The following is a 26,996-nucleotide window of genomic DNA, read 5'->3' as shown; positions in this document are numbered from 1 at the left end:
GTGGAGGATGTGTATGTACTGCTGCTGACAGGCCCGCCGGGCGCGGGGAAGAGTTCCGTCTCGACCGCGCTTCACGATCGACTCGGCGAGGCCGGCGTGAGAAACGCGATGATCGAGGTTGACGAACTGGAGCGGTGTTACCCGCCACTGGGACCCGAACGAGCCATCGCGCACGTCGAGATGCTCTGCACGTCGTACCGTGAGGTGGGTTATGAACTCCTGTTCCTCACTGCTACCGTCGAAGACGACGACTACGGGCGTGCTCTGCTGGCCGCAACCGCGTCTGACGGGCACCTGCTGGTACGGCTAGAGGCCGATCCGGATACGTTGCGCAACAGGATCATCGAGCGTGAACCGGCCAACTGGGCAGGGTTGGAGCAGCTGGTGGAAGCGTCACGACTCCTGGCCGGTTCGATGCCGTCGTTGATCGGAGTCGACCTGGTTCTCAGCACCGAAGGTCGAGACCCCGAAAGTGTTGCCGATGACGTGGAAGCGTCTCTGCGAGAACATTATCCGTCGTTACGGGCGCTCAGTGTGCAGAGCGGTGACCACTGAAGCGAACATCGTCGATTTGATGGAGCCAAGTGTGCCCGGATTCTTCGGGCCGATCGGTGCGACGATGTCGATTGCCTTGGTGGTCAGCGCTTCGGCGGAAGCCGTGGCGTCCACCAGACCTGCAGCAAGCGCGTCGCTTCCGCCGTACCGCCGCCCGGTGGTCATGGCGACGACGGCCGATGCGGGACTGAGTTTGGCCTGAATGAGCGCTGCCATTCCTTCGGTGAAAGGGATGTTGATGTCAACTTCCGGGAAGCAGTAATAGCCTCGATCGTCGCGCATGACGCGGTAGTCGTGCGCGACCCCGAGCATCGCGCCCGCTCCGAAGGCATGACCGTTGACCGCAGCGACGGTCGGCATCGGGAACGTCAGCATCCGCGCGAACAATGATTGCACCTGCTGCACATACCAATTTGCCTTGTCAGTGTGTGCGCCAAGCCAGTCGAGATCGAGTCCGTTCGAATAGAACTTACCCGTTGCCGTGGTGACCAGGGCGTGTGCGCCTTCGCCCAGAGCCTGGTCGAGCAGCTTGTCGACGGAGTCGAGCCAATCCGGGGAGAAGCGATTTTCGTCGTCGCCGAGATCGAGGACGGCGATCTTGTTTTCGAAGCCGAGCGTAGGGGTCATGATTGACCTTTCGTGTTGCGGGACTTGGGGAGTGGTGGGTCGAGACGCAGAACGGCTCGAACAGCAGCATCCAACCGCGCGCGTGCTGCTGTATCGGGTACTCGCCAACCGTCGGCGCGTTTGGCCGGGTGGATGAGCAGTCCGGTAGGTAGGCCGACAACACAGGCTTCGATTGCTTCGACTGCTCTTCCGTCTTTACGGCCCCAGAGTGCCGTCGACAACCGGATGAACAACTCGACGAGCGCCCGGTCGAGTTGTGTGAGTTGCTCTGCGATATCGGCAGGGACGTCGGTGCCGAGTAGTTCGTCGCGCCTGATCGTCAACAGAAGGAGTGCGGAATGTGGGTAATCCAGCGCGAAGATCGCCGGCACTTCCGCGGCGGCGACCACTGCGTCGACTGCGGCGGACGGTGAGGGATTACGCAGGGTGTCATCCACTCTCGACTGCTGGAGTGCGAGAAATCGCTGTGCGGCGCGTAGCCACGCGCTACCGACCAGGCCACTGCGAGAGCCGAATGCGTGATAGATCGCGCCGTTGGAAACGCCGGTTGTATCGGATACTGCTCTGACCGTGACTGCGGCCGGCCCGGCAGTGGCGGCGAGATTTTCGGCAGCATCGAGCAGTGTGTCGAGATCGTGGACGCGTGGCCGAGGCATGAACGCACAGTAACAGAGCGTCTGCTCTGTTACTAGTGCGTGGTCGGATCATGCAGCCGTCACAGCCTGCTGAAGTGAGCACCCCTTCTGTAAAGCTCACACCCCTTCCAGAGCCCTGGAAGGGGTGTGAGCTTGATGAAAAGGGTGCTCACTCGGCCAATCAGCGCTGGCCAATCGCGCTGGCCGTGCGCGGCTAGCGCGTCGCGGTCGTGAACGGAAGCACCAGCCGTGACTGATGCGCCGCGTCGCGGTAGATCTTATGAGTGACCGGACGACCGACGGGCAGGTGGAACGCGTCCGGCGGGAGTAGCGCGTTGTGCTCGTCTGCCAACGGTTCTGCGTTGGACAACTCCACTGTGAGCTTGTGGCCCGGCTTGAAGGTATTCGCGAACGGGTAGAGGCGCAGCACGTACTCCTCGATCTTGCCCGGCTCCACAGGCACCGCACGGGTGTGCGGGTGGTGCGGGTTGCCCTCGGTGGTTCGCTCGTCCAACTCGCGGTGCGAGGCCTTCAGATAGCCGGAGGTGATCAGCTGACGCTTACCGTTCGGGGCGTAATCCCACAGGCGCAGAATGAAATTCGAATCGATCTGGTCGATCTCTGCAAAGATGTGCGCGGCTCCGGTGCCGATCATCTCCGTCGACTCCTCGAAAACCGGTGTGCTCCAGGCCAGGATCTCGACCTTGTCGGTCACAGTGAGTGGGGCCTGGTAGAAGCCGTCAGGGGCGGCGTACTCGGCGCCCATGGGCTCCGGTTCGGTAGCGAGTTTGTGACGCGGGCGCAGGTACAGCGACTTGTACTCGATATCCTTTGGTGGCCACTGGTTTCCGGTGGCCAGTTCGCGTGAGCCTTCGACGAAGACGCTCACGGCCGGCTCGTCCATGACACCGTTGTCGATGCCCTTGATCCAGTAGTCGTACCAGCGGAACATCTTGTCGTGCTCTTCGATGAAGGGGCGCGACTGCATCGGCGGGTATGGGCCGATATCCAGCTTCTTGGGACCCTTCAACGCGTCGAAGAGCTCGATCGTGCCGTCCATCGTCCAGCCGCGGCCCTGGTCGATCTGCAGGTAAACCGGGATATCGATGTTGGGGGCCAGGGTGATCGGGTTGCGCTCTTCGTACCAGTCGCCGTCCAACTCGTTCATCACGATGTCGAACCAGGCTTCGTGGTTCTTCGGATAGTTCAGCACGTGAACCAGATTCGGCCAGGCGGCGACGTCGGGATCCTGCAGGCGCTCGGCGACGCGTTTCTTGACCTCTTCGGGGCTGTACGCCTCGAGCATGCGGGACTTGACGTTGTCGGTGAATGCCCAGCCGGAGTCGCCGCCGCGACCTTCACGGGCTGCGCGCGGCATGAACCACATGATGCCACCGTGGTAGGTGGTCTCGTAGAAGTCGTAGTGGCCGCCGCTCACGAAGATCGCCTTCAGATGCGGCGGACGCTCGGCGGCGGCCAGCACCTGCATCGAGCCGAAGTACGAGATGCCGACCATGCCGACGTTTCCGTCGCACCACGGCTGTGCCGCAACCCATTCGATGAAGTCGTAGGCATCCTGTCCGAGCGAGACGCCACCGGCGTTGTAGTTGCCGATGTGCTCGCCTTCGGACGCACCGGAGCCGCGTAGGTCACCGATGACGTGAACGTAGTCCTCGCTGACGATGCGCGCGATGTCGCCGGCTTCGATGCAGCCGTCCCACATCGGGCTGGGGCGTCGTTGCGGCGGCGTGGTCAGAGCAAGCGCCTGCAGTTCTTTGCCGTAGGGGCTCAGTGCCACGAGTGCCGGCCGCGGTTTTCCGTCGACGCCCTCGTAGGCGTCTGCCGCCAACTCGATCCCGTCGCGCATCGGGATCCGGAGATCTTTGCGGATGTGGATTGCCTGTCCACCTGCGTTGAATGTTTCGAATTCGGCCATGGGTCAACGACTCCTATTCTTCTTCGTCGTACTGAGTGCGGTAGCCGTGCATCGTCGTGAAGAACGGGGACGGTTCGAGGGTCGGGTCGCCCTCGTAGCCGAGTTTGTCGGCGACAGGTGCAAACGGTGAGTACGCCGAGTCCGTCTCCGGCAGACCGCCGCACAGGCACTGGTGCGCTGCGCCGCGGACGCCGACCTCGATGTCGACACTCTCGCGTAGCGCCTCGGACGCCTGGTCGCGGTCGAGTTCGACGCCGTAGGCGACGCCGTCGGCCCGGCGGTACGGATGCCCCAGATACAGGTGGTTCGGCCGGATCTCGTCACGCAGGTACTGAAGACTCGACCGGTACGCGAGAGGATCTTCGTAGCCGGGGAAGCCGTTGGCCGCTCCGTGGACCTGCACGGCGTCGCCGACGAACACATCGTTCTGGCCGTCAACCACGTAGGCGACAGATCCGGCCGTGTGGCCGGGGATGGAATGCACCGATACGGTGACACCGCCGCCGAGGGAGAGGGTTTCGCCGCCTCGAACCAAGATGGACGGCTCCATCTCGCCGGAGATGACAGCTTTCGCCGACGCCATCTGCTTCTCCACACCCTGCGGGTCGTCGAGGTATTGCCCACGCCCCGTCAGATATTCGTCGACGTGCGCCTGCCGCGAGCGCAACAGGTGTGCGTCGGCCTCGTGGATCACAACCTGCGCACGCCTGCCCGTGAGTTCCCACAGTGCGTGAGCGCCACCGATGTGGTCAATGTGGCCGTGAGTCAGCAGGATCCAGCGAACATCCTCGATTCGGCGTCCGATTGCCTCGAGTGCCGGGGTCATTCCCTGCGCCGGCGACGACGCGATCCCGGTGTCGACGATTGCGAGTTCGGGGGCGTCGATCAGGAAGCTGTAGAGGCCGAATCGGCCCCACGGCGAGACGAGCGGATGAATCTTCACGTCGTCTGTCATGTCACTCACCTGTGGAACGAATGAAGGCGGCAGTCTCCCCGAACACCTTGTGGTACTCCGGGATCCAGGAGAAGTTCTGCGCGAAACCGTGGTTGGCACCGGCATAGCGGCTCACCGTCACCTCGACGCCGGCTTCCTTCAGGCGCTGGCCGTACAACTCGCCCTCATCGCGCATCGGGTCGTACTCGGCCGTGACGATCAGTGCCGGGGGTAGCCCGGAAAGATCCACACGCTTGATCGGTGAGACAAGCGGGTTCGCCGCGTCCGCACCGCTCTCGAAGTAGAAACTGTTGAAGCCCTTCAGTCCGGCCGTCTCCACGCCGTACCCCTCGGCGTTCTCCCGCAGGGATTCGTAGCGATCGACGTCGAAGTCCAGATCCAGCGAGGGGTAGAGCAGTACCTGGTGCGTGATGCGGTCGAATCCCTCGTCGTGTGCCAGTGCAGCGACGGCGGCAACAAAAGTGCCACCAGAACTGTCGCCGGCCAGTGCGAGCGTCTTCCCGTCCCACTTCAGAGCCTCGCCGTTCTCCGCTGCCCAGCGCACTACCGCGTGGCAATCCTCGAGCCCGGCCGGGAAGGCCGCCTCGGGAGCGAGACGGTAGTCGACGGAGATGACCTTGAGGCCGGTCTCCTTCGCGAGGTTGCGCGCAACGTGGTCATGCGTGTTCAGGCTGCCGAGGAAGAACGCGCCGCCGTGGAAGTACACCAACAGTCCGTACGCGTCGGCGTCGACCGGTGTGTAGATCCGGACGGGCACATCGCCCGCGGTCGTGTCCTCGACAGCGTGCAGTGGCAGACGTTCTTTCAGCGGAGCTACGTGCGTCTCATCGCCGGCGCGCATGAGCGCCGGGTCGAGCGGTCCCTCGGGCGGGGCCGGCAGGGTGGCGATGAGCTCAGCGATCTGGGGATGCAAGGGCATGTCGTGGCTTCCTTACTTGGTCGCAGCCGGCTGAGCTGCCGTCTTCTGGCCGGGGAACACGTCGTTGACTTCGTCTTCGGTCCAGCCCTGACGCGAGATGCGCTGCAGCTCGTCCGTCACCGGCTTGCGGTTTGCCTGGTACAACGCCAGTGCTTCCTTGACGGAATCTGCTTCCTTCAGAGCGTCGGCGAGACCGCCGGCGTCCAGGATCGCCGAGTTCGCGCCCTGGCCCTGGTGATGCAGCATCGAGTGGGCAGCGTCGCCCACGAGCGCAACAGAGTCGGTGTGCCACACGTCAACCGGGTCGATGTCGTAGACCGCGCGAATGCTCACCGTGTCCATGTCGAGGTCGCGAGCGATGTTCACGATCCGCTCGTCGAAACCTTCGAGTGTCGCCAGGATGTCTTCCTTGGTGATCGTCGGCGCCCACGTGCTGTCCGGGCACAGCGCCGTGATGTCGAAGGAGACCTGGCCGCGGTGGCGCAGTGGCAGCAGGTAGACCTTCGTGCCCCGTCCGATGTACATGCGGAGGTTGTCGTCCGTTGCCATGCCGTAGGCGTCGTCGACGGAGATCACGGTGCGGTACGCGTGCTCACCGGAGAACACGGGGCCCTTGTCGCTGAAAAGCTGTTGACGCACAACCGACTTGATGCCGTCGGCGCCGATGACCAGATCGGCTTCGACGGTCGTGCCGTTGGTGAAGGTAAGGACGGAGCGATCGCCCTTGTCCTCGAGAGTCTCGAGTTTGTGGCCGAGATGCACCATGCCTTCGGGGAGTACGCCGAGTAGAGCGTCGATGAAGTCGCCGCGGTGGATCAGGTGAGTCTTGGTGCCCTCGGTGTCGCCGGGGACGGCGGGCCACTCCTCCTTCATGATCGGATCATTTGTGCCGGTGAGGATTTCGAAGTAGTCACTCGGCGAGCTGACCTGCGCGACGGCGTCGAAGATGCCCCACTGGCGGAAGCGATCCATGGTGGACGGACGCAGACCGATGCCGGCGCCGACCTCCCGGATCTGGCTAGCTTGCTCGTACACGTTGACATCGGCGCCGAGCAGGCTCAGGGCCTTGGCTGCCGCAGCACCGGCGTATCCCGCGCCGACGATGGCGATTTTCAGGTTCTCGAGCTCTGAAGACTGCATTGTTCTTGTCCTTGTCAGTTCTGGATGGTCAAGAAGTCGGCCGGGTTCTCGACGAACAACTTGGTGATGGTGGCTTCGTCCAACCCGGCTTCGCGCAGGTCGGGAATGAGGTCTTCGAAGAGGTAGTTCAGGGTGTGGCCCTTGACGCCGGGCCATCCGAGCGGGCTGCAGTTGGCGTCGACGCCCGCGAGTGCCTGATCCAAGTGGCCTTTGCCGAGGAAGCGCAGGAAGTGGTCAAGACGCTCCTTGCGGGGGCGCGCCCAAAACGGGGGGTCCGGGAGTTCGGTCTCGTAGCCGAACGTGTCGAAGCCGACGCGTCCACCCTGTTCGGCAATCCAGGTGTCACGCGTCTTGTCGGCGTTCACACCGTCGTCGACGTGCCCGAACAGCACCCGATCCAGCGGCAAGCCCTCGTCGTTGAAGATTTTGATTGCGTTCTCGGCGTCGATAGCCAGGTGCGTCAGGATCGGCACGCCGGTGCTCAGCGCAGCGCGAGCGGCCGCGCGGTAGATGCGCTTGTCCAGATCCGTCATCCGGCCACCGCGGCTTACGCCGACCTTGATGACACCGGCCTTGCTGCCGGTATTGCCGATACCGACGGTGATCTCGTGAACGAACTGACTGGTGAGGTACTCGACGCTTGCTCGTTCGAAGAACGGAAGTGCGGTGTCGCCGCCGACAAAGCCGGTGCACGCGATGATGTGGACGCCGGTCTTGGCGGACAGTGACTTGTAGTAGTCGACGTCACGGCCGTTGCAGATTCCGGTGACGTCGACGAAGGTTCCGCCGCCGTACTCGTGGAATTTCCGAAGCTTGGGGACGGTCTCGGAGTACCGCTCCTCGGGGGTCTTCCACCACTTCGTGTCCAGCTCCGAGCCCGGCATGCCGTACCCGATGTGCTCGTGGATGGCCACGATCCCGAGTTCCTCGGCGGGGATCGACCCCAGAACGGTGTTCACTCTCGACACAACACTCACCTCTAAGAAGATTCGAAAATTGGATGGTTATCCGTTGTCGCGGTGGGGTCAGCCCACGGCTCGCGTCGACGTAGCCCCTGACGCACTGAGCAAGTCGCGCGGGTTGTCGACGAGGATGCGTTGCACATCCAGCTCGCTCAGCCCCTGCGCTGTGAGGGCGGGGGCAAACGTCGACAGGATGTAGCTGAACGGCAGATCGTTCCCGGGATGACCCTTGGCGACGCCGGTTGCGTTGCTGGAGAGCAGAATCCGGTTTCCGTAGCCGGCCTCGACCAGCTCGCCAACCAAAACGGAACGCTCGGCGTCGGTGATGTGGACGTCATCTGCTGTGCCTACGTGGTCCAGCGCGACATAGGCGCCGCGGCGGGCGATTTCGGCCGGGGCGCCGGCGGCGACGGCATCCTTTCGGTCGAGTCCGCCGACGATGACGCGCTCTGCCGGCAACTTCTCGTCCGCGAGGATCTCGAGGTCGGCCACCGCGTCGTTGCCGTAGCGGATGGAGACAGGGGTGCCGGTGGCGAGCGCGGCGCGGGCCGCTCCGCGGAACAGGCTTTCCTCGGTGGCGGTCATTCCCTCGTGATTCGCGGCGGTAGCCACCAGTCCGGGGATGCCGCGACGCTCTACGCGCGGAATCACCATGCCATCGGCGATTTCCTGAGTGAATAGTTCGGCGAACTTCTCCGCCGGCCAGGGCGTCGGCGGATTGGTCTGCGGCGTAAGGAAATAACCGCCGAGCATCTCCTCCGGACCGAGGCCCGTCGACGTGACGATGTGCACGCCGGTGGTGCGTGAGAGAGCCTCGTACAGCTTGACGTCGCGACCGTGGAACATGCCGGTGGCGTCGACGATCGTCGCTCCGCCGTGTTCTCGGAAGTCCTTCAGTTTGTCCGCCAGGGTCTCGAAGATGTCGGCGCGGTCCATCGTGATGTCGAATGCGTATTCCGCACCCGGAAGCACTGACAGCAGTGCTTCGTGGACCGCGACAACACCCAGCTGGTCGGCGGGAACGGGGCCGAGAACGGTGTTGACGGTGTTGCCTTCAGCGATCTGGTCGACCTTCATCGGCATTTCCTTTCGTCATCGTCATGCCGGCATGACGTGGTAGCGATCACAGTAGCCATTAACATTACAAAGCGTCAAGTGAGTTGGTTAAGAGGCATCTGACTTGTCGCACTGATCTCTGGCTTTGCTGCGGCTAGAATCTGTGGCCATGTCGCTTCGCGCCGCTCAAAAACAGATGACCTACGAGCTCTTCCTTGCCAAGGCGCTGGAATTGTTCGGCGAGAAGGGTTACTCCGCGACCACGATCGACGACATCGCGTCGGCCGCAGGTTCGACCCGGACTACCTTCTACCTGCACTTCTCGTCCAAGGCCGACGTGATGAGTGCGCTGCTGACAAAGGTCGACGCGATCCTCACCGCGGCCGACAACCCCACGCTGACCGCGGTGGTTGCCTCCGGCTCGCGAGGCGAGATCCACGCGTGGCTCGACCGCAAGTTCTCCCAATGGGACGAGATCAAGCCCTACCTCACCGCGTCCTACGAGGCGTCATACGAGCCGGACGTCGAGGCCAAGACCGAGCAGTGGTTCGAGTCCGCCGTCGAGGACATGACCGCGGGGCTGGACACGGCAAAGCGTCTGCCGGCCGACCGGCGCCGGATCCGCTGCGTGCTGGCTTTCGGTCAGCTCGAGCACCTCTCGCGGCGCTACTTCTCCATCGGCTGGCGGACCCCGCGCGAGATCTGCCTCGACGAGATCACCGAATCCTGGTGCTACCTGCTCGCAGCGGACAACTGAGGTTCACCGGCCTTATCGGACGTTGACGTCGTCGGCCACATTGGCGATCTCATGCAGTACGTCGGTGCCCAGATCGACTGCGGCTTCGGACTCCGGGCGGCTTCCGAAGAGTCCGAACAGGGTCAGGACACCGGACGCGGCAGCGCACAGCGCACACACCAGGAACGCCAGGCTGTAACCGCTACCGAGCGACGAGAACGCCAGATCGCTGATGGCGGAAGGCATTGCGAGCATTGGATTGTCAGGTCCGGGTGCCAGGCTCGGATCGGTCGGCACCGGAATGACCGGCATCGAGTTGAGCGCCATCGCGCCGCCCTGCTCGCCGATCCCCATGACAGCGCCGGCATGAGCCTGACCGAGATCGGATTCACCGACAGCCGCGCCGAGGCCGTCCCTGACCTCGTTGTTGGCGACACTGTTCGCAATAGCGGCGACGAGAACGGGTCCGAGAGCAAAGCCGAAGTCACGCAACAGGTTTGTCGTGGCACTGGCCATGCCGGCCAAGCGCAACGGCACGGTGTTGATGGCCACCGCGGTGATCGACGCGACCGTGAAGGCGAACCCGACGCCGAGCAGCAGCATCGGCACGATGAAGTCCGTCCACGTCGAGGTCCGGACGTCGAACTGCGAGCAGATGAAGCCGGCGATCGCGATCAGTGCAAAGCCCGACGTCAGCACCCAACGCGGTGAAACGCTGTGAATCAGGCGGGATACGAGCGGTACTAGCAGGAACGCGGGACCCTGGATGACCAGGAACAACACGCCGATTTTGAGCGGTGAGACATGCTGAACCGCACCGAGCCAAATGCTCATCGAGAAGCAGAGGCCCAGGAATGCGAACATGCCGACGACGGCGGTGATACCCGAGATCGCGAAGACCCGGTTGGCAAACAGATTCAGGTGCAGCAGTGGCACTTCGGTGCGTAATTCGATGACGACAAACGCGGCCAGGGATACGACGCCGATGACAAAGCCGACAATGATCGTGGTGTTGCCCCAGCCGATCTCGGATCCCTGCGTCAGTGCCCAGAGGAGGGCGATCAGGCCGACCGCCAACGTTGCCTGGCCGGGCAGGTCGAGCTTGCGGCCCTCCGGCGACGACGAGTCCTGCGCGCCCAGTGAAACGACAAACGAGATCAGTGCGGCGGCGATCACTGCACCGAAAGCCCAACGCCAGCTGCCGAATTCGGTGAGCACGGCGGCCATCATCGGTGAGAGTGCGGCACCGAGGGACAGGAAGCCCGCCCACAGTGCGATCGCCCTGGCGCGGGCCTGGGCGTCGGGCGCTGCAGCGGCGATCATCGCCAGCGAGATCGGGTAGAGCGCGCCGGCGCCGATGCCCGCGATGGCCTGGCCGATCCACATCAGGTGAACTTCCTGCGCACTTGCACACAGGGCTGCGCCGACGACGATCAGCAGTGCTCCGCCGAGTAGCAGTCGTTTGCGGCCGAACATGTCACCGAGCACGCCGAAGGTCAGCTCGAACACCACCATCGTCGTGGCAAAAGCGGCGCTGATCCACGTGAGTTCTGCGCCGGAGATGTTGAAGTCCTGCTGGAAGGTTCCGTTCAGGGCGCCGGGCAGCGAGTACGCCACCTGGGCCACCATGACGGCCAGGCATGCGGCTACGAGAGTCGCTACGTAGCGCGGTGGCCGCGCAGTCGGGTTACTCATTTCTGTGAGCTCCTTGCTCGAGGATTCCGAACCGCCCGATCGGCAGTCCGAGCGCGCTTGTGATACGTGTCACGCACTGAGTGAGCAAGGTGTCACATCGGTTTACTCTCTGTCAAGCGAATTCTGTATCGCGGGTAATGGTGGACAGAGCGAGCATGTTTTCGGCAAAGTTCACACCCCTTCCAGTGCGCTGAAAGGGGTGTGAGCTCGAGGAAAAGGGTGCTAGCTGGGCGCGGCTACTTCGACGAGAATCCCCCGCAACCAGGATTTGAACTCGGCATCAGCCAGGCGGGGGTTCCACACCATGTCGACGACGAGCGGTGCGACCGGTAGCGGGAACTCCTCGATCCGCAGGTCAACTCGCTCCGCCATCGCGACCGCGACGCGATAGGTGTGCAAGGCAACGCCACCGGCCGTTGCCACCAGGTGCGGGATGAGCAGGTGATCGGAGATCAACGTCCCGATGCGGTAGTCCACTCCGTGCGCGTCCATCGAGGCATACGGCGGCACGCGGTGACGGGAGTCGTACGTGACATGAGGCAACGACGTCAGCAGGTCCAGTGCAGATGCCTCGGGGGCGCTGTCTCGGTGGGCGATCACCACCCACCGGTTCTCGTACAGACGCTCGCGCGGGTACGGCGAATGAAAGGCTTCTGACAGAAGTACGACGTCCACGCCGTTGTCGGTGAAGTCGGCAGCCTGTGGCGCGACAAAATTGCGGATGCGCAGCGTCGCGTTCGGGGCCCGCTCGGCGATCAGTCTCGCCAACTCCGCCCCGACCACGAAGGCGGTGCTGGTAGTCATCGCAACTGTGATGGTGCGGCTGTCGTGAGCGGGGTCGAAGCCCGGGAAGTTCACCACTCGCGCAGTCTGGCGTAGCACTTCACGCAATGGATCGATCAGCTCCAGCGCGCGCGGAGTGAGCACCAGTCCGCTCCCCTGCCGCACGACCAGATCGTCCCCGATCATCCGGCGCATCCTGCCTAGGGCATGACTCATCGCGGGTTGGGTCATGCCAACCCTTGCGGCGGCTCGCGTGACCGAACCCTCTTCGAGCAGTGCAAGAAGCGGTACCAGCAGGTTGAGGTTGACCCCGCCGAGGCGCTCCAGGCCGAGATCGCCCTCGTGGTTCCGGGGTTGGTTCATCCACACGAAGTTACGCGGCCTGCGTCATCCGGCGGTCGAGGCCATGCGTCGTAGTCTCGGGATTGCAATGCGGTGGTTGACCGCGACGGCGACACCGCGGCCGTCGTCGTGAGTCCAGCGCATCACCGACGGTCCTTCTGGGCGCTCGCCGACGAGGAACTCGGGTTCGCCCACCACCGGCAGGTGACCGGTGGCCTTGAGGTTCAACCCGAACTGCTCGGTCCAGAAGTACGGATCGAGGTCGAGCTCCGGCGCGTCATCGCCGCTCAAGAGTGCGACGGCGGCAACTTTTGCCTGTTCTATTGCGCTGCTCCACAACGGAATCCGTCGTATTCCTTGACGCGTGGGGATGGCCGCGACGTCCCCGGCTGCCACGATGTTCGGCCGAATCCGCCCTCGTGAATCTGCTTCGAGACGGCCGTCTGCGAGTCCGCTGGTAGCCAACCATTCCGTGTTGGGTATGTCGCCGATCGCAGTGACGATCAGCTCGGCCTCGATCCGCGTTCCGTCTCGCAGGATCACTCCGCGAGGGCCGTCGATGCGAGCGGCCGACCCGTCGACGATGGTCAGTCCCTGCGCTATCGCGGTCGCGGTGAACGCTTCAGACAGGTGTGGACCCAGATGCGAGAGCATCGGCCTGCCCTCGGCCACCAAAGTGACCTGGCAACGCGCGGCAATGGCCGCTGATGCGATCTCCATGCCCAGCGGGCCGGCCCCGACGACTACGACGGACGGCTGGGCGGCCAGTCGTTCGCGCAGAACCCAGGCATCGTCGAGCGTGCGCAGCGTCAGCTCCGCACTCTCCACGCCTCCCAGTCGGCGAGCCCGTGAACCGGACGCGATGACCAGTCCGTCGTACGGCAAATTTGTACCGTCGTCGAGGTGCACCCGGCGTGATTCGACGTCGAGGCCGACTGCCGCCACCCCGAGCAGTTCGGTGGCCTCGTGCATCGGCGAAGCCAGTTCGGGGGAGCCGCCGTCGACCAGGAGTGCCTTGGAGAGTGCCGGCCGTGAATATGCCGTCCAGGGTTCGTCCCCCACGATGGTCAGGCTGCCGTCGAAACCAGCGGCCCGAAGGCTGTCGCAGGCTGTCTGGCCTGCAATTCCATTGCCGACCACCAGAATTCGTCGACTTGCGTCAGCGCCGTTCATGCCAGTTTGAGCGCGGCGACGGGGCAAACCCGGACAGCTGCGCCGGCGTCGGCGAGCTCGCGGCTTCCCTCGGCGAACTCTTCGAGGTCGAGGACCAGTTCGCCCTCGTCGTCGAGGTGCATCAGCTCAGGGGCAACACTTTCGCATAGACCATGGCCTTCGCAACGGGGCCGATCGAGCACGATTCTCATGCGGGGATCACTTTCAGGACGTCGAGTTGATTGATAGAGCGAGTAATGTTGCTGGGCAACAGAATCGGATCGTCAGCCACAATCCGTCGAGCGTGCTTGGCCAGTGCCTTGATGACAGCCTGGCCTTCCAGACGAGCCAGTCCTTGCCCGGCGCAGCCGTGCGAGCCGTAACCGAAGGAGAGATGGTCCACCGGATTCCGTTCGACCGAAAAGGCGTCGGGATTCTCGTAATGCCGTGAGTCGCGATTGCCAGCGCCGAAGAGAATCGCAACCTGGGATCCGGCCGGGACCAGTGTTCCGTCGATCTCTACATCCTTGGTGACAAAGCGCCCCCACGCATGCACCGGCGCCCAGAATCGGAGCGTCTCGTTGAATGCTGCCGGTGCCAGCTCGGGATTCTGATGGACTAGATCGAATTGGTTCGGAAAGGCTGAGAACAGCGCGACGATGTTGCCGATCGCGGCGATCGTCGTATCAACTCCCGCGCCCAGATACTGGTGGATGATCTTGCCGGCAGAATCGGGCGGGATCGCTCCCCGGGCCTCGGCATCGAATATGCCGCGGCCCACCGATTCTGGTGCCAGATCCTCGGCGCGGACTTGCGCGCACCAGCCGTAGAGCTCTCCGGCAACGGGGAAGTTCTCGGCAGTCCGTTGGTTCATCGGGCCGATAACCTCCATCGCGGCTTGTCCCCAGCGCAGCATGTCGTTGCGCACCGAGCCGGTGAAGCCGATCAGGTCAGCGACGATCTCGAGGGGAAATGCGCGTGCCAGCGCATCGATGGCGTCGAACGATCCCTGGGTAACCAGGTCCGCGACCAGGGCATCGGCCTTGGTCTGGATCTGGCCCGCGAGCCCGCGCAACGCCCGTGGGGAGAGGTTCTCCGTCAGTGTCGCCCGTAGTTCGGTGTGAACAGGTGGATCCGACGCCAGCGACGTGCCTTGTAATGCCTCGTTGACCATCGGGTTGAATCCGATGCTGCGGGACGAGAACGTGCCGGGATCAGCCAACGCGTCGCGGATCGCGTCGTAGCGCGTCAGGGCATAGACGTCATTGGTGGTCAGATGCACCACTGCGCCGAGTTCGCGGAGTTCGGCGTAAATCGGATAGGGATCGGTCAGGACGTCGTCGGCGAACAAGTCGACGGTGGAAGTGGCGGGAGAATTGGGCATACACCCAGTGAAGTGACTGCAGTCACATAAATCCAACTCATATTTTGCATAGAGAAACATGCATCAAATTGATGTTCAGTGAGCCAGGTCCGCCTCGATGCGATCGGCAGCCATGCGCAGGGTCGCTACCAGGGATGGCAGCTGCTGCCGGTCGTAGCGCACGGAGGGGATTGAAACAGACAGTCCGGCAAGGGCTTTGCCGTTGGCATCACGCACCGGTACTCCGACGGCCACGACACCGCGCTCGGAGCGGCCCTGGTTGACCGCAAACCCTTGCTTGTGGATCCGCGCCAGCTCGGTACGCAGTTTCGGCAGGTCCGGCTGGTCGGTCACATCCGCGTCTGACCTGCTCTCGTAGGCCTGGCCCAGTTCGTCGGCGGAGAGTTCGGCGAGCAGTAGCAACCCGCCGGAAAGGCGGTGTGCCGGAAAGACCATGCCCTCGCGTGATCCGACGCGCAGTACCTGGGCGGACTCCACCGAGACGATGAACCGGGCCTCGACGCCGGTGCGAATGGTCAGGTTGGCAGACTCTCCGACCGCCTGGACCAGGAGTTCCATGTGCGGCAGCGCGGCCGATCGAAGCAACGAGGTCGCGGAGCCCGAGTGTTCGGCCAGTTCCAGGACTGGTCCGGCGCCGTACTGACGGCCGGGGTGCTGCACCGCGAAGTCCCGATAGACCAGCATTTGCAGTAGCCGGTGTGCTGTCGATCTGGCGACCCCGAGTCGCTCTGCCGCTTCCGCGACGGTCAGGTTTCCCTCCAATTGCAGGATTGTCGCCAATCTCAGTGCATGGTCGACGCTGGCGATCGCATACGCCGGCGGGGTCTTCTGTGACTTCTCCATAATTCTGTATAGCAGAATCTAGTGTTCTGTCTTGAATAATCCAGTCACTCTTATGTCATGACTTCGACCGACTCCCCCGTCCGGCTCCACGCCGTCGACGCGCCAGGCCAGCCGGATGTGACCCCAGCGCTCGAGGAGCTTTACCGCGGCTTCGAGTCAGAACTGTTGGTGCCGTTGTGGACTGAGATCGGCGATCTCATGCCGGCTCATCCGCGCTCGCGCGCTGTCCCGCACCTGTGGAAGTGGGAGAACCTGGTACGCCTTGCCGAGCAAGCCGGCGAGATCGTCCCGGTCGGCCGCGGCGGTGAGCGTCGTGCGATTGCGCTGGCGAACCCGTCGCTGGGTGGCCGACCCTTCGCCACCCCCACCTTGTGGGCGGCGATCCAGTACTTGATGCCGGGCGAAGATGCTCCCGAGCACCGCCACACTCAGCACGCATTCCGATTTGTCGTCGAAGGCTCCGGCGTCTGGACGGTCGTCGGCGGTGACGCCGTCTCGATGAACCGCGGCGATTTCCTGCCGCAGGCGGGCTGGAACTGGCACGCCCACCACAATGCCACCGACAAGCCGATGGCGTGGATCGACGGCCTGGACATCCCGTTCCAGTACCTGACGGAAGCGCAGTTCTTCGAGTTCGGCCGCGACGAGATCAGTGACGCCGAGCGCATCACTCCCGAGCGCTCCCGGTCCGAGCGGCTGTGGGGTCACCCCGGACTGCGCCCGCTCAGTGCCACGCAGGTCGCTCCCGGCAGCCCACTACTCTCGTACAAGTGGGAGTTCACCGACCGCGCACTGCGCGATCAGCTCGCGATCGAAGTCGAAGGTTACGGCGGCACAGTCGAACCCGGCCACGCGGCGGTTCGCTACACCAACCCGCACACGGGCGGCGACGTCCTGCCGACGATGCGCACCGAGTTCCACCGCATCGTCCGCGGCGCCGAAACCGCTCCAGTGAAAGAGACCGGTTCGAGCGTCTACCAGGTGTTCGACGGTTCCGGCACGGTGACGGTTGGTGACCGGACCTGGACAGTGACGCGCGGCGACATCTTCGTCGTTCCGTCCTGGACGCCGTTCTCCGCGAAATCCGAAGCGGGAAAAACGGACTCGGATTCCGGCGCACTCGACCTTTTCCGCTTCGGCGACGCACCAGTCTTCGAAGCACTGCAGCTCAACCGAATGGAGATTTCACGATGAGGCTCACGACAATTCGCATCGGCGCAGCGACCCGCGCAGTCAAGCTCGACGGCGACCGCCTGGTCGACCTCGGCGAGAGCGATCTGGGAATCTTTCTTGCCCACGAGGATTGGAAGCGTCGCGCAGAAGCTGTGTCCGCCGACGATGCCACCACGTACCCGCTCGAAGGTGCCGACTTCGCGCCGGTAGTTCCGCAGCCGTCGAAGGTCATTTGCGTCGGTCACAACTACACGAATCACATCAAGGAGATGGGCCGCGAGCTCCCGTCGTACCCGACGCTGTTCCCGAAGTTCGCCGACAGCCTGATCGGCGCGAACGACGATATCGTCCGGCCCGACGAGACCGAGGCCTTCGACTGGGAGGTCGAGCTCGTCATCGTCATCGGCAAGCAGGTGCGCCGCGCCGACGACACTCAGGCCGAGGCTGCGATCGCCGGTTTCACCGTCATGAACGATGTGTCGGTGCGCGACTGGCAGTTCCGCACGATCGAGTGGACCCAGGGCAAGATCTGGGATTCCACGACTCCGGTTGGGCCGTTCCTCGTGACGCCGGACGAGGTCGGCGGAGTCCGCCCGGCTCTCGAGGTCACGACAACCGTCGACGGTGAGGTCATGCAGCGTGACGACACCGGCACACTGCTTTTCGATCCGATCACGCTCGTGAAGTACATCTCGACCATCACGCGCCTCAACCCGGGCGACATGATCGCAACCGGAACACCCGCAGGCGTGGGTCATGCTCGCGATCCGAAGGTCTACCTGCTCGGCGGCGAGACCGTCGTGACCGCTATCTCGGGCCTCGGTGCGTGCACCAACAAGGTAGTGAAGGAATGACTTACGCCCGGCGCTGGATGGAGCACGGAACGCAGCTCTTCCTGAGCGGCGTCGACGGCCTCGATGACGCCGGCGTGGCTGCGCCGTCTGGGCTTCCGGGCTGGAGCCGGCGCCACCTCCTTGCGCACGTCGCCGCCAACGCCGAAGCGCTCGGTAACCTCGTTCATTGGGCCGAAACCGGCGAGGAGACACCGATGTACGCCTCCTCCGACGCCCGCGCCCGTGGTATCGAGGAAGGTTCCCAGTTGCCGGCGGCCACTCTGCTTGCGTGGCCGCGGTCCTCGGCCGAGAAGCTCGACGCTGCTATGGGGTCACTCTCCGATGAGCAGTGGACCCAGCTGATCGTGACGGCCCAGGGTCGGACCGTCCCAGCCACGGAGATCCCGTGGATGCGGGCGCGGGAGGTGTGCGTCCATGCCGTTGATCTCGGTACTGGCGTCACCTTCGCCGATCTTCCGGCCGATTTCCTTGTGGCACTTGGCAATGACATCGTGGGCAAGCGCGGCGCGGTGCCTGGCGTGGCGCTTCGGATCGAATCCACCGACGCTTCGGTGGCCTGGAACCTCCCCGGCGCGGATGCACCGGTTAGCGTCGCCGGTCCGCTTGCCGACCTGGTCGCCTATCTGAGCGGCCGCCCTCACGATTTGTCGACCAATGACGGATCTCCTGTGCCGGCACTGCCGGCGTGGCTGTGAACGGAGCAATCATGAACACACCTGACGTCATTGTTGTCGGTGGCGGCATCGGCGGCCTCAGCGCTGCATTTGCCCTGACGCGCCAGGGTCTTACCGTGCGAGTGCTCGAGCGGTCCGCCGAGTTCGGTGAGGTCGGCGCCGGCCTGCAGCTCGCACCGAACTGCACCCGCATCTTGAACGAGTACGGCCTACTGGACGAGGCCAAAAGCCTTGGGGTTGTGCCCACGTCGATGGTGATGCGTGACGCTGTCGACGCGTCGGAGCTGACAAAGCTGGACCTGACCGATCTCGAACGCCGATACGGGTTTCCGTACCTGGTCATCCACCGCAGCGACTTGCACGGACTGTTCCTGCGTGCGTGCGAGCGTGCCGGAGTCGAACTTGTCACCGACGCCAAGGCCGTTGCCTACGAAAACTCCGATACCGGTGCGCAGGTGCGTCTTTCGAGTGGTGAAGTGCACGAGGCCGGTGTGGTCATCGCGGCTGACGGTCTGCACTCGGTTGCACGCAAACTGTTGATCGACGACGAACCTGTGTCGTCCGCCTACGTCGCTTACCGTGGCACGGTGCCGGTAGCGGATTTGGCCGACCGTCCCGTCGATCTGTCGGAGGTCGTGGTCTACGTCGGGCCAGGGCATCACTTTGTGCACTACGGTCTGCGCGGCGGCGAGATGCTCAACCAGGTTGCCGTCTTCGAGTCACCCAAAGCAATTGCAGGTGAGGAGGACTGGGGCACACCTGATGAACTCGACGCGGCATTCGCTGATTCTTGTTCGGAGGTGCGCGAGGGTATCCCGTTCATGTGGCGTGACAAGTGGTGGCGGATGTACGATCGAGACCCGATCATGACGTGGGTTTCGGGCCGGATCGCTTTGCTCGGAGATGCGGCGCACCCGCCGCTGCAGTACATGGCACAGGGCGCGATCATGGCGATCGAAGACGGCTGGGTACTCGCTGAACACGTTGCTCGTCTGCGGAGTGCCGACGGCGTGATCGACTGGGACGCAGCCCTCGCGGCCTATGAGGCCGTTCGCCCTGAGCACTGCCGCCGGGTACTGACGACGGCACGCGTCTGGGGCGAGTTGTGGCACCTCGACGGAGAGGAACGGCAGCAGCGAAATCTGTTGCTGCGAGCTCGCGGCACACAGGACTACACCTACACCGACTGGATTTACGGGCCGACCGCCCTGGTGCCCGAGGACGAGCCGCCGCTGTATCCGATCGTCCCTCTGGCCTCGGCCGCCGAGTTGGTCGCGAATCGCTGAAATTCATGGGTCAGTCCGACTCGTGAATCTCGGCGCCCCAATCGACACGGTCGGCCAACCGCAACAACGTGCGTCGGCGCGTAGGGCTGGTTTCGCCGATGTGCGCGATCCGGCCGTAGATGTGAGCGCGAAAGTTCGCGATCCTCTCTCGATTCTGTTCCTGGGCAGAGGTATTGGCAGCGTTGTGGAGCAGGGCGCGTAATCGGTCGTATTCGTCACGCGGATACGACGGTTGGTTGTTGATGACCAGTCCGGTGAGGTGCTGGCGTCGATGTGGACGCATCACTTTTGTCTTCCGTGGATGGACGGCGAACCCTTCGTCTCCGGCGATCTGTTCGACCGTCCACAGGAGGGTGCCGACGTCAGTCACTTCGATCCCGGAGAACGCCAGGTCGTCGGCGTAGCGGGTGTAGGTGAGCCAGTTCGTCTTCGCCAGCCCACTCAACCGGATATCGAGCCCCCGCGCTACAAGATTCGCGAGCGCAGGCGACGTCGGCGCACCCTGAGGCAGGTGCGCCGTTCGCAACTGTGACGCCTGTGCGTATGGCACTCCGCGCAGGGTATCGGCAGGTGTTGCAACAGTGCACAATCCGGTGAGAACTCCGGCGACGGCGGGCGGGTAGCCGAGGGCGGTGAAGATCGCGTGAACACGGTCGCCGGTGATGGACGGGAAGAACTGAGCGAGGTCCACACCGATCACGATTTCCGACTGTGCGTGCGGCGCTGCAAATGTCAAGGGACTTCGACCACGGACAAATCCGTGTGCCGCGTCGTGTGCTGGTACTTGATCGAGTATGCGGCGCAGGATCTTCCGCTGAATTTCGCGCAGCCTTGGTTTGGGTATCTCGAGTAGTCGCGCGCCGGCCTTCTTGCTGATCTGCATGGGCCGGTAGTGGCGCAGCGGCAAGGGTTTCGTGCGTAGCCATTCACCGCGATCGGCGAACCACTCGAGTTCCGAGATTGTGAGATCGAGGGAGCGGGCCAGGTCGGCACTGGTGTTGTAGCGGGGAACGTCGAACCGCCACACCGAAGATTCATTGGTGTCCAGTGAGAGAGGAACAGGCCGCAGGCGAGGTAGTTCGCGAAGCAATCGGTACAGAGTCTGCGGTTCGAACGGTGGGGCGGGCATGAGATCGAGGACTCGGACCGCCAGGAGTGTCGGGGAAACACCGAAGACGGTTGCGAATGCCTCTTCGAGGCCGCCGACGGTCCACGGTGCGTCGTCGGCTGCGTCTGCCAGCCGACGCGCCAATTCGGCATCGAGTTCGAAGTCACTCATGATGTATATCCGGGATGCGGCGGCGCGGGGTGACCAAATCCTTTGTCCGGGGCGGCGGGGAGCACGCGGAGCGTGCCGAATGCCGTCGGACGCAGTATCCAATTCTTCTGGCCGACCCAGGGGTTACCCCTGAGACTGGTCGCGTGGACCAACTCTCACCCACGCGCCGCCGCATGCCTTCACAATGGCAGACCGTCCGGTATCTGTCACGTGGATCACTTCAGGTTGTGGCAGATCCGGACAAACGTGATTACCGTTGATGTCGAGGGCCCGATCGCACGATGGCTACGCGACGCGACCGAGTCCTCGTGAGCGTGGAGACGAGTGATGACGACATTGGGTATCGCGGCCCTGCTGTTGGGTGTCTTGTTGATGGTGGTCGAGGCACATGCCCCGACTGCGGGGGTGCTCGGCGGTCTTGGTGCGCTCCTGATCGGGGCGGGTGTCTGGTTGCTCTTCACCTCCGGCGATGCGGGCCAGGTGATTGCAATTCCGGTGACGGCAGGGGTTGCAGTGGTCGGCCTGGGTGTTACCGCGGTGGCGAGCCGGAAAGTTCTGACCGCCCGGCATGCACCTGTGCGTACCGGAGTGGAATCGCTGATCGGATCCGATGCGACGGTTCGCAGTTGGGACGGCTCGCGCGGACAGGTCGAGGCTGCGGGTGGATTGTGGAACGCCCGAATGGATTTCGGGTTCAGTGACGATTCTGTTCCGAAGGCCGGCGATCCTGTCGTAGTGGAGCAGGTCCGGGGTCTGACCCTGACAGTGCGCCGTCGTGAACCGTGGGAGTTGCTATGACCACCATTCTCATTTCCCTGTGCATCGTTGTTCTGCTTCTCGTGACGCTGGTCGGCATGTCGATTCGGGTCTTGCGAGAGTACGAGCGTGCAGTGGTGTTCCGGCTCGGACGGTTGATCGCGTTGAAGGGGCCGGGTCTGGTAATCCTCATTCCGGCAATTGATCGGATGGAGCGGGTCGGCCTACGGACCGTGACACTGAAAATTCCGGTGCAGGAAGTCATTACGCGCGACAACGTGCCGGCAAAAGTCACAGCCGTCACCTATTTTCGAGTGGTCGATGCCGATCGCGCAATCGTCGAGGTCGAAGATTTCCTGGCAGCTACGTCGCAGATTGCGCAGACAACTCTGCGGTCGATCCTCGGCAAGGCCGACCTCGACGCCTTGCTCTCCGAACGTGAACGTCTCAACGAAGACCTGCAGAAAGTGATCGATCAACAGACGGAACCGTGGGGAGTCAAGGTCACCACGGTGGAGATCAAGGACGTCGAGATTCCAGCCAACATGCAGCGCGCCATCGCCCGTCAAGCGGAGGCCGAACGAGAACGGCGAGCCAAGATCATCAACGCGCAAGCCGAATTCCAGGCGTCGGCTACGCTCGCCGACGCAGCCGACGTGATCAGCCGCAACCCGACCACCCTGCAATTGCGTTACCTGCAGACGCTGCACGCGATTGGGGCCGAGAACAATTCGACCGTCGTATTCCCGCTGCCCCTCGACCTGGTTCGTCCGTTCCTGGGGAACCGGGGCGAGGACAAGCAGGACGAGTCCGGATCGGCCACGCCGGTGGCTTCCGAGCCGCGACCTAATGGTCTGGATATTCGCCCGCCGTTGTCGCCGCCGATCCCGCGGTAGCGTTGCTTCGACTACATCATTGCCGAGACATGTTCCGGCAGCGTGATATCCGCATCGAGGTCTTCGGCTCGGATGGGTTCACCGAACTGTACGGATGCCGGAATGACACCGGCCCAGACCTTTTCGACGCCGATATCTGCGTCGTCGTCGCCGGGGCCGCCGGTGCGTGCCTTCACCGACGCCTCGAACAGGGGCAGTGCAAGCACCACTGTTGCCGCCAGTTCCTTGCGTGTTGACGCCCGCAGGTGTCCGGAACGGTCGGGAACTACTTGATCGACAATCAAATTCAGTGCACTGAGCCGTTCGTCCGGGTCCGTGACGATCCGGGGTCGACCGAGAATCACGGCGCTGCGGTAGTTCATCGAATGGTGAAAGCCGGAGCGCGCCAGAACAAGTCCGTCGAGCACTGTGACGGTTACGCAGATCTCGCCGTCGGGCGCGAGGCTACGTGACGCTACCGAACCGTGCAGGTAGAGGGTGCCGTCTTGATCCGGGCCCTCGGGATTAAATCCGTACGCCGTCGGCAGCACGAGAGGCACACCGTCGGTGGACACGCCCAAGTGGCACAGCTTGGCGGAGCGCAGGACGTCGAAGAGCGCTGCTCGATCGGTGACACCGTGATGACGCGCGCGCTTATGGGTTGTACGTGCTGTTGGGGACAGTGGGGCGAGTGCGACGGTGTGTGTCATGTGAGCAATACTCCTAGCCAAGTGGCTTTGCGTCATGGTCCAATTTGTGGGCACTTTGGTAGGCCACTTAGGGAAAGGGAAACGATGCTTCTGCCCTCGGCGGTAGCGGTGGTGCTCGACCGGACCGATCGGCGACCGCTGCCGATCCAGGTTGCCGATCACCTGCGAGCAGACATTCGCGGTGGATCGGCAGTGGTGGGTTTGCGGCTGCCGAGTTCGCGGAAACTGGCTGCCGAACTCGGCGTTGCCCGCGCCGTGGTGGAACGAGCCTACGAGCAACTGATTGCCGAGGGCTGGCTCGTAGCGGTGCGCGGCTCGGGAACCTTTGTGGCAGAAGCTCCCTCATCCGTTGTGCTGTCTACTCCCAAGCCTACAAAGGTAGTCGCTCCCGCACCGCCGCAGGTTCAATTGCGCCCCGGAGTGCCATGGACTCCGCCGCGGGCGAGTGCGGCCTGGCGTCGGGCCTGGCGAGATGTCGGTTCCATGCCACCACCTTTCGGAGATCCTGACCCGGCGGGCGACGTCGAATTGCGCTCTGCGCTGTCGCAACTGTTGGGCCGGGCTCGCGGCATGGCCGTCGAACCCGAGCGCATCGTCATTACCTCCGGGGCTACACACGGCCTCGGACTGGCGTTGTCAGCGCTGCGCTCCCCCAACGCTGTACTGGCAATGGAAGATCCGGGCTATCGAAGCGCGTCGACGGCGGCGCTTGCCACCGGATGGTCACTGCTCGACGTGCCGGTAGATGCACACGGACTTTGCGTCGATGAGCTGGAATCGGCGCCCCGGAATGTTCGTGGTGTGTACGTGACCCCGTCACATCAGTATCCGACCGGTGGGCTTTTGCCGGTGAGTCGGCGAAATCAGTTGATCGACTTTGCACGGGCTCGGGACGTCCTCCTCTTCGAGGACGACTACGACTCCGAATTCCGTTACGACGTAGCGCCTTTGCCGGCGCTGGCGCAACTCGCGCCGGATCGGGTGGTGTATCTGGGTACGGTCGCCAAGACGCTCGGCGCCGGAATTCGGCTGGGTTGGTTGGTTGCGCCGGAAGAGCTTGCCCGTCGAATTGCGGCGCATCGGGTTCGCATCGGGGATTTCCCGTCTCTTCCGCTGCAACGGGCTCTGCTTTCACTCCTGCGGGACGGTGAATGGGACAGAACGGTACGGGCTGCGCGTCGGCGATATCGGGAGCGCGATCGGTTGGTACACGCTGCGCTGTCCCGCTTCGGGGAACTGCGCGGGCTGGGAGCCGGCATGCACACGACGCTGGTGTTGGATGCGGATCTGGCCGAGACCGTCGCACGTCATGCGCTCGAATACGGAGTGGAGGTACCGACTCTGACGGAGTCTGCGCGCAGTCACAAAAACCCGGGCGGACTCGTGATCGGATACGGCAGAGTGGACGCACGCGACCTGGAATATGCACTCGAGGTGATCGCTAACTGTCTCGCAGATCACGGCGTTGAATCCCGTTGATCGGGAACGGCGCCCCGAGGTGCGGCTCTCGGTTCTAGCGTTTGCTCGTGATCCGCAACCAGACCTTCCCGCACTTGCTCGCACCCGGGACCATCGGTCCCATCACCGTGCCCAACCGCGTTGTTCTGCCCGCCATGGACATGAACCTCTGCGAAGACGGTGAAATCGAGACGGGCGACATCGACCATTTCGTGGCGCGTGCGGCCGGTGGAACCGGGCTGATCATCACCGGCTGCTGCGCTGTTGCGTATCCGTTGGGCTGCACCAGCCGCAAGGAACCGGGGCTCTCGGAAGACCGGTTCATCCCCGGACTCAAGGCATTGGCCGACGCGGTGCACGACGCCGGCAGCAAGCTGTGTGTGCAGATGACGCACCACGGCAAGGTCGCGCGAATCGACACCCTCGACGGCCGACCGCAGCTGGTGCCGTCCATGCCGAAGCCGCCGGGTGACATGAGTGCGATGGCCGATTGCACACCCGAAGAACTGGGCAAGATGGCTGCCATCAACGAGGGCAAGAGGGCGACCTACCACGAGGCCGACCAGGAAGATCTTGATTGGCTGGTCCGCATGTTCGCCGAGGCTGCCGGACGGGTGAAGGCGGCGGGCGGCGACGCAGTCGAGATTCACTGCGCCCACAACTACGTCCTCGGAGCGTTCCTGAGTCGGTACACGAATCAGCGCAGCGACGAGTACGGCGGTTCGATGGAGAATCGGGCTCGCCTGGCCTGTGAAGTTATTCGCGCAGTCAAGGCGGAGGTCGGCGGTTCGCTTGCCGTCATCGTGCGTCTGGCCGGTCAAGAGTACGGCGAAACCGACGGGCTAACCGTCGACGAGGCTGTTGCTGCCGCCAAGATGTTCGAAGAGGCCGGCGCTGACGCCATCCACGTCACCGGTACCGCACTGAATGCTTTTGCCAACTTCACAGACGGCCCCCTGCCAGACAAGGTCGGCTATTACACCGACAATGCAACGCGAATCAAGCAGGCGATATCGATCCCCGTGATCACCGTCGGACGTATGCTCCCCGAGGTCGGCGAGAAGATGATCGCGGAAGGACGCACGGACTTCGCCGCAATGGGCCGTCAGCTCCTGGCAGACCCACAGTTGGTGAACAAACTCAAAGACGGGACACCCGAGCGGGTTCGGCCTTGCATCAATTGCTACGTCTGCGTGCAGGAGAACTTCTGGGACGAGACCCCGCTGTGCGCTGTCAACCCGGCGCTCGGCAACGAGGCGCTCGTACCTTTCGTCAAGTCGACGACACCCAAGCACGTCGTGATTGTCGGTGCCGGACCAGGTGGCCTCGAGACCGCGCGAGTCGCCAGTGAACGCGGACATCGAGTCACCGTGGTGGACAAGGCAGATCGGCTCGGTGGCACGCTCTGGTTCTCGAGCCTCACGACGCCGGACAACGGTCGTCTGCTGGATTGGCTCAAGGTGGAAACCTCGCGTCTGGGCGTCGATATCCGGCTGAACACCGAGGCCACGGTCGCTTCGATCAAGGCTCTGGGCGCCGACGTGGTTGTGGTGGCCACCGGCGCTGTTCGTGACCGTCCGTCCGTTCCCGGCGGCGACCTGCCGCACGTGCACACCGGTGATACGTTGCGCGCCTTGATGACCGGTGCCGGCGACACCTCGCAGGTTCCGCCGTTCCTGCGGACGATGGCCAAGCTGGGCAAGCTCTCCGGAATCACCAAGAGCCCCGCCGCGATTCGTGCGGTGACCCGCAAGTTCCTGCCCATGGGCAAGAACGTCGTGGTCATCGGCGGTTCGCTTGTCGGGCTCGAACTTGCGGAGTTCCTGGCCGAGCGCGGTCGCAACGTGACGCTGATCGAAGAAGGCCAGCAGTTGGGCATTCCGATGGCGATGCCGCGCCGCTGGACCGCTGTGCGCCACGCCAAGCATGTGGGTGTGAACATTCACCGCAATTCGACGGTGCAGCGAATCACCAAGGAACACGTCGAATTCCGTTCCGGTGACAAGACACTGACAGCTCCGGCCGACATGGTTGTCGTCGCCTCGGGTGTGTCGGCTCAGGCGCCGCTGGCCGACGCATTGGCAGGTGTGGTGGCCGACGTACGTGTTGTCGGTGACGCCTCCGAGGTCGACTACATCGAGGGTGCCATGCACACCGCGTGGAAAGCTGCGATGGATATCTGAGCCCTCTGCTGTGCGCCTTTATTAACCG

General features: G+C 63.6%; 26 protein-coding genes. 10 read left to right on the top strand and 16 right to left on the bottom strand.

Features of this window, described 5'->3' with window-relative positions; translation table 11 throughout:
- The gene (locus C7T36_RS13095) at positions 1 to 555 is read left to right on the top strand and encodes a hypothetical protein (RefSeq protein WP_045065931.1); all 555 of its coding nucleotides are present in this window, start codon (positions 1 to 3) and stop codon (positions 553 to 555) included.
- Here C7T36_RS13095 and C7T36_RS13090 read toward each other — a convergent pair.
- The 8 genes from C7T36_RS13090 to C7T36_RS13055 form a co-directional block, all read right to left on the bottom strand.
- The gene (locus C7T36_RS13090; RefSeq protein WP_045065928.1) at positions 520 to 1,182 is read right to left on the bottom strand and encodes an enoyl-CoA hydratase-related protein; all 663 of its coding nucleotides are present in this window, start codon (positions 1,180 to 1,182) and stop codon (positions 520 to 522) included. The genes C7T36_RS13095 and C7T36_RS13090 overlap by 36 nt on opposite strands.
- Positions 1,179 to 1,838, bottom strand: a complete 660-nt coding sequence (locus tag C7T36_RS13085) for a TetR/AcrR family transcriptional regulator (protein ID WP_045065926.1) — start codon at positions 1,836 to 1,838, stop codon at positions 1,179 to 1,181. Before C7T36_RS13085 ends, C7T36_RS13090 begins: the two co-directional genes overlap by 4 nt.
- Positions 1,839 to 2,031: 193 nt before the next feature.
- Positions 2,032 to 3,753, bottom strand: coding sequence for a CocE/NonD family hydrolase (locus C7T36_RS13080; protein ID WP_045065924.1), 1,722 nt, complete (start codon positions 3,751 to 3,753; stop codon positions 2,032 to 2,034).
- A gap of 13 nt (positions 3,754 to 3,766) precedes the next feature.
- Entirely contained in the window at positions 3,767 to 4,708 is a 942-nt protein-coding gene (locus C7T36_RS13075; RefSeq protein ID WP_045065922.1) for an MBL fold metallo-hydrolase, read from the bottom strand.
- 1 nt (position 4,709) lies between these two features.
- A complete protein-coding gene (locus tag C7T36_RS13070) occupies positions 4,710 to 5,627 on the bottom strand; it encodes an alpha/beta hydrolase (RefSeq protein ID WP_045065921.1) in 918 nt (305 codons plus the stop codon).
- A 12-nt stretch (positions 5,628 to 5,639) separates the two neighbouring features.
- Complete coding sequence (locus C7T36_RS13065) at positions 5,640 to 6,767, bottom strand: FAD-dependent monooxygenase (protein WP_045065919.1); 1,128 nt, start codon at positions 6,765 to 6,767, stop codon at positions 5,640 to 5,642.
- Positions 6,768 to 6,781: 14 nt separating this feature from the next.
- Positions 6,782 to 7,735: a phosphotriesterase gene (locus C7T36_RS13060; protein ID WP_045066811.1), complete on the bottom strand. Its 954-nt coding sequence runs from the start codon at positions 7,733 to 7,735 to the stop codon at positions 6,782 to 6,784.
- A gap of 57 nt (positions 7,736 to 7,792) precedes the next feature.
- Complete coding sequence (locus C7T36_RS13055) at positions 7,793 to 8,806, bottom strand: aryldialkylphosphatase (protein WP_045066810.1); 1,014 nt, start codon at positions 8,804 to 8,806, stop codon at positions 7,793 to 7,795.
- Between the two features lie 148 nt (positions 8,807 to 8,954).
- Here C7T36_RS13055 and C7T36_RS13050 point away from each other — a divergent pair, with 148 nt between their 5' ends.
- Positions 8,955 to 9,542 carry a TetR/AcrR family transcriptional regulator gene (locus C7T36_RS13050; RefSeq protein WP_045065917.1) on the top strand — a complete coding sequence of 196 codons (588 nt, stop codon included), beginning with the start codon at positions 8,955 to 8,957 and terminating at the stop codon, positions 9,540 to 9,542.
- 12 nt (positions 9,543 to 9,554) lie between these two features.
- Here the strand turns inward: C7T36_RS13050 and C7T36_RS13045 are convergent, their stop codons facing one another.
- From C7T36_RS13045 to C7T36_RS13020, 6 genes are all read right to left on the bottom strand, one after another.
- The gene (locus C7T36_RS13045) at positions 9,555 to 11,216 is read right to left on the bottom strand and encodes an MFS transporter (protein WP_045065916.1); all 1,662 of its coding nucleotides are present in this window, start codon (positions 11,214 to 11,216) and stop codon (positions 9,555 to 9,557) included.
- A 222-nt stretch (positions 11,217 to 11,438) separates the two neighbouring features.
- Positions 11,439 to 12,362 carry a LysR family transcriptional regulator gene (locus C7T36_RS13040; protein ID WP_045065914.1) on the bottom strand — a complete coding sequence of 308 codons (924 nt, stop codon included), beginning with the start codon at positions 12,360 to 12,362 and terminating at the stop codon, positions 11,439 to 11,441.
- 24 nt (positions 12,363 to 12,386) lie between these two features.
- Positions 12,387 to 13,514, bottom strand: a complete 1,128-nt coding sequence (locus C7T36_RS13035; RefSeq protein WP_045065912.1) for an NAD(P)/FAD-dependent oxidoreductase — start codon at positions 13,512 to 13,514, stop codon at positions 12,387 to 12,389.
- Entirely contained in the window at positions 13,511 to 13,705 is a 195-nt protein-coding gene (locus C7T36_RS13030) for a ferredoxin (protein WP_045065909.1), read from the bottom strand. Before C7T36_RS13030 ends, C7T36_RS13035 begins: the two co-directional genes overlap by 4 nt.
- Positions 13,702 to 14,877, bottom strand: coding sequence for a cytochrome P450 (locus tag C7T36_RS13025; RefSeq protein ID WP_045065906.1), 1,176 nt, complete (start codon positions 14,875 to 14,877; stop codon positions 13,702 to 13,704). The genes C7T36_RS13030 and C7T36_RS13025 overlap by 4 nt, the downstream gene beginning before the upstream one ends.
- 75 nt (positions 14,878 to 14,952) lie before the next feature.
- On the bottom strand, positions 14,953 to 15,720 hold the full coding sequence (locus C7T36_RS13020) for an IclR family transcriptional regulator (protein WP_045065905.1): 768 nt from the start codon (positions 15,718 to 15,720) through the stop codon (positions 14,953 to 14,955).
- Between the two features lie 57 nt (positions 15,721 to 15,777).
- Between C7T36_RS13020 and C7T36_RS13015 the strand changes: the two genes are divergently transcribed.
- From C7T36_RS13015 to C7T36_RS13000, 4 genes are read left to right on the top strand one after another with little or no spacing between them, the layout of a single operon-like run.
- Positions 15,778 to 16,914, top strand: a complete 1,137-nt coding sequence (locus C7T36_RS13015) for a cupin domain-containing protein (protein ID WP_045065903.1) — start codon at positions 15,778 to 15,780, stop codon at positions 16,912 to 16,914.
- Positions 16,911 to 17,747 (top strand): fumarylacetoacetate hydrolase family protein, encoded by an 837-nt coding sequence (locus C7T36_RS13010; protein WP_045065901.1) that lies wholly within the window; start codon positions 16,911 to 16,913, stop codon positions 17,745 to 17,747. The genes C7T36_RS13015 and C7T36_RS13010 overlap by 4 nt, the downstream gene beginning before the upstream one ends.
- Positions 17,744 to 18,442: a maleylpyruvate isomerase family mycothiol-dependent enzyme gene (locus C7T36_RS13005; RefSeq protein ID WP_045065898.1), complete on the top strand. Its 699-nt coding sequence runs from the start codon at positions 17,744 to 17,746 to the stop codon at positions 18,440 to 18,442. The genes C7T36_RS13010 and C7T36_RS13005 overlap by 4 nt, the downstream gene beginning before the upstream one ends.
- A gap of 11 nt (positions 18,443 to 18,453) precedes the next feature.
- Positions 18,454 to 19,707: an FAD-dependent oxidoreductase gene (locus tag C7T36_RS13000; RefSeq protein WP_045066809.1), complete on the top strand. Its 1,254-nt coding sequence runs from the start codon at positions 18,454 to 18,456 to the stop codon at positions 19,705 to 19,707.
- 10 nt (positions 19,708 to 19,717) lie between these two features.
- Here C7T36_RS13000 and C7T36_RS12995 read toward each other — a convergent pair whose 3' ends face one another.
- Entirely contained in the window at positions 19,718 to 20,986 is a 1,269-nt protein-coding gene (locus C7T36_RS12995) for a reverse transcriptase family protein (RefSeq protein WP_084702567.1), read from the bottom strand.
- Positions 20,987 to 21,313: 327 nt separating this feature from the next.
- Here C7T36_RS12995 and C7T36_RS12990 point away from each other — a divergent pair, with 327 nt between their 5' ends.
- Positions 21,314 to 21,784 (top strand): NfeD family protein, encoded by a 471-nt coding sequence (locus tag C7T36_RS12990; protein ID WP_033237083.1) that lies wholly within the window; start codon positions 21,314 to 21,316, stop codon positions 21,782 to 21,784.
- Entirely contained in the window at positions 21,781 to 22,638 is an 858-nt protein-coding gene (locus C7T36_RS12985) for a slipin family protein (RefSeq protein ID WP_084702564.1), read from the top strand. The genes C7T36_RS12990 and C7T36_RS12985 overlap by 4 nt, the downstream gene beginning before the upstream one ends.
- An 11-nt stretch (positions 22,639 to 22,649) precedes the next feature.
- On the opposite strand, the gene C7T36_RS12980 is transcribed toward C7T36_RS12985, so the two are convergent.
- The gene (locus tag C7T36_RS12980; RefSeq protein ID WP_045065895.1) at positions 22,650 to 23,327 is read right to left on the bottom strand and encodes a pyridoxamine 5'-phosphate oxidase family protein; all 678 of its coding nucleotides are present in this window, start codon (positions 23,325 to 23,327) and stop codon (positions 22,650 to 22,652) included.
- 84 nt (positions 23,328 to 23,411) lie between these two features.
- On the opposite strand from C7T36_RS12980, the gene C7T36_RS12975 reads away from it, so the two are divergent.
- Both C7T36_RS12975 and C7T36_RS12970 read left to right on the top strand, forming a co-directional pair.
- Positions 23,412 to 24,806, top strand: coding sequence for a PLP-dependent aminotransferase family protein (locus tag C7T36_RS12975; protein ID WP_045065893.1), 1,395 nt, complete (start codon positions 23,412 to 23,414; stop codon positions 24,804 to 24,806).
- A 41-nt stretch (positions 24,807 to 24,847) separates the two neighbouring features.
- On the top strand, positions 24,848 to 26,968 hold the full coding sequence (locus C7T36_RS12970; RefSeq protein ID WP_045065890.1) for an NAD(P)/FAD-dependent oxidoreductase: 2,121 nt from the start codon (positions 24,848 to 24,850) through the stop codon (positions 26,966 to 26,968).
- Positions 26,969 to 26,996: the final 28 nt, after the last annotated feature.

Origin of the sequence: Rhodococcus sp. AD45-ID (assembly GCF_003023755.1) — a bacterium.
Lineage (GTDB): Bacteria > Actinomycetota > Actinomycetes > Mycobacteriales > Mycobacteriaceae > Rhodococcus_F > Rhodococcus_F globerula.
The sequence above is the reverse complement of the archived record's forward strand: the minus strand, read 5'-3'. Positions and strand labels throughout refer to the sequence as shown.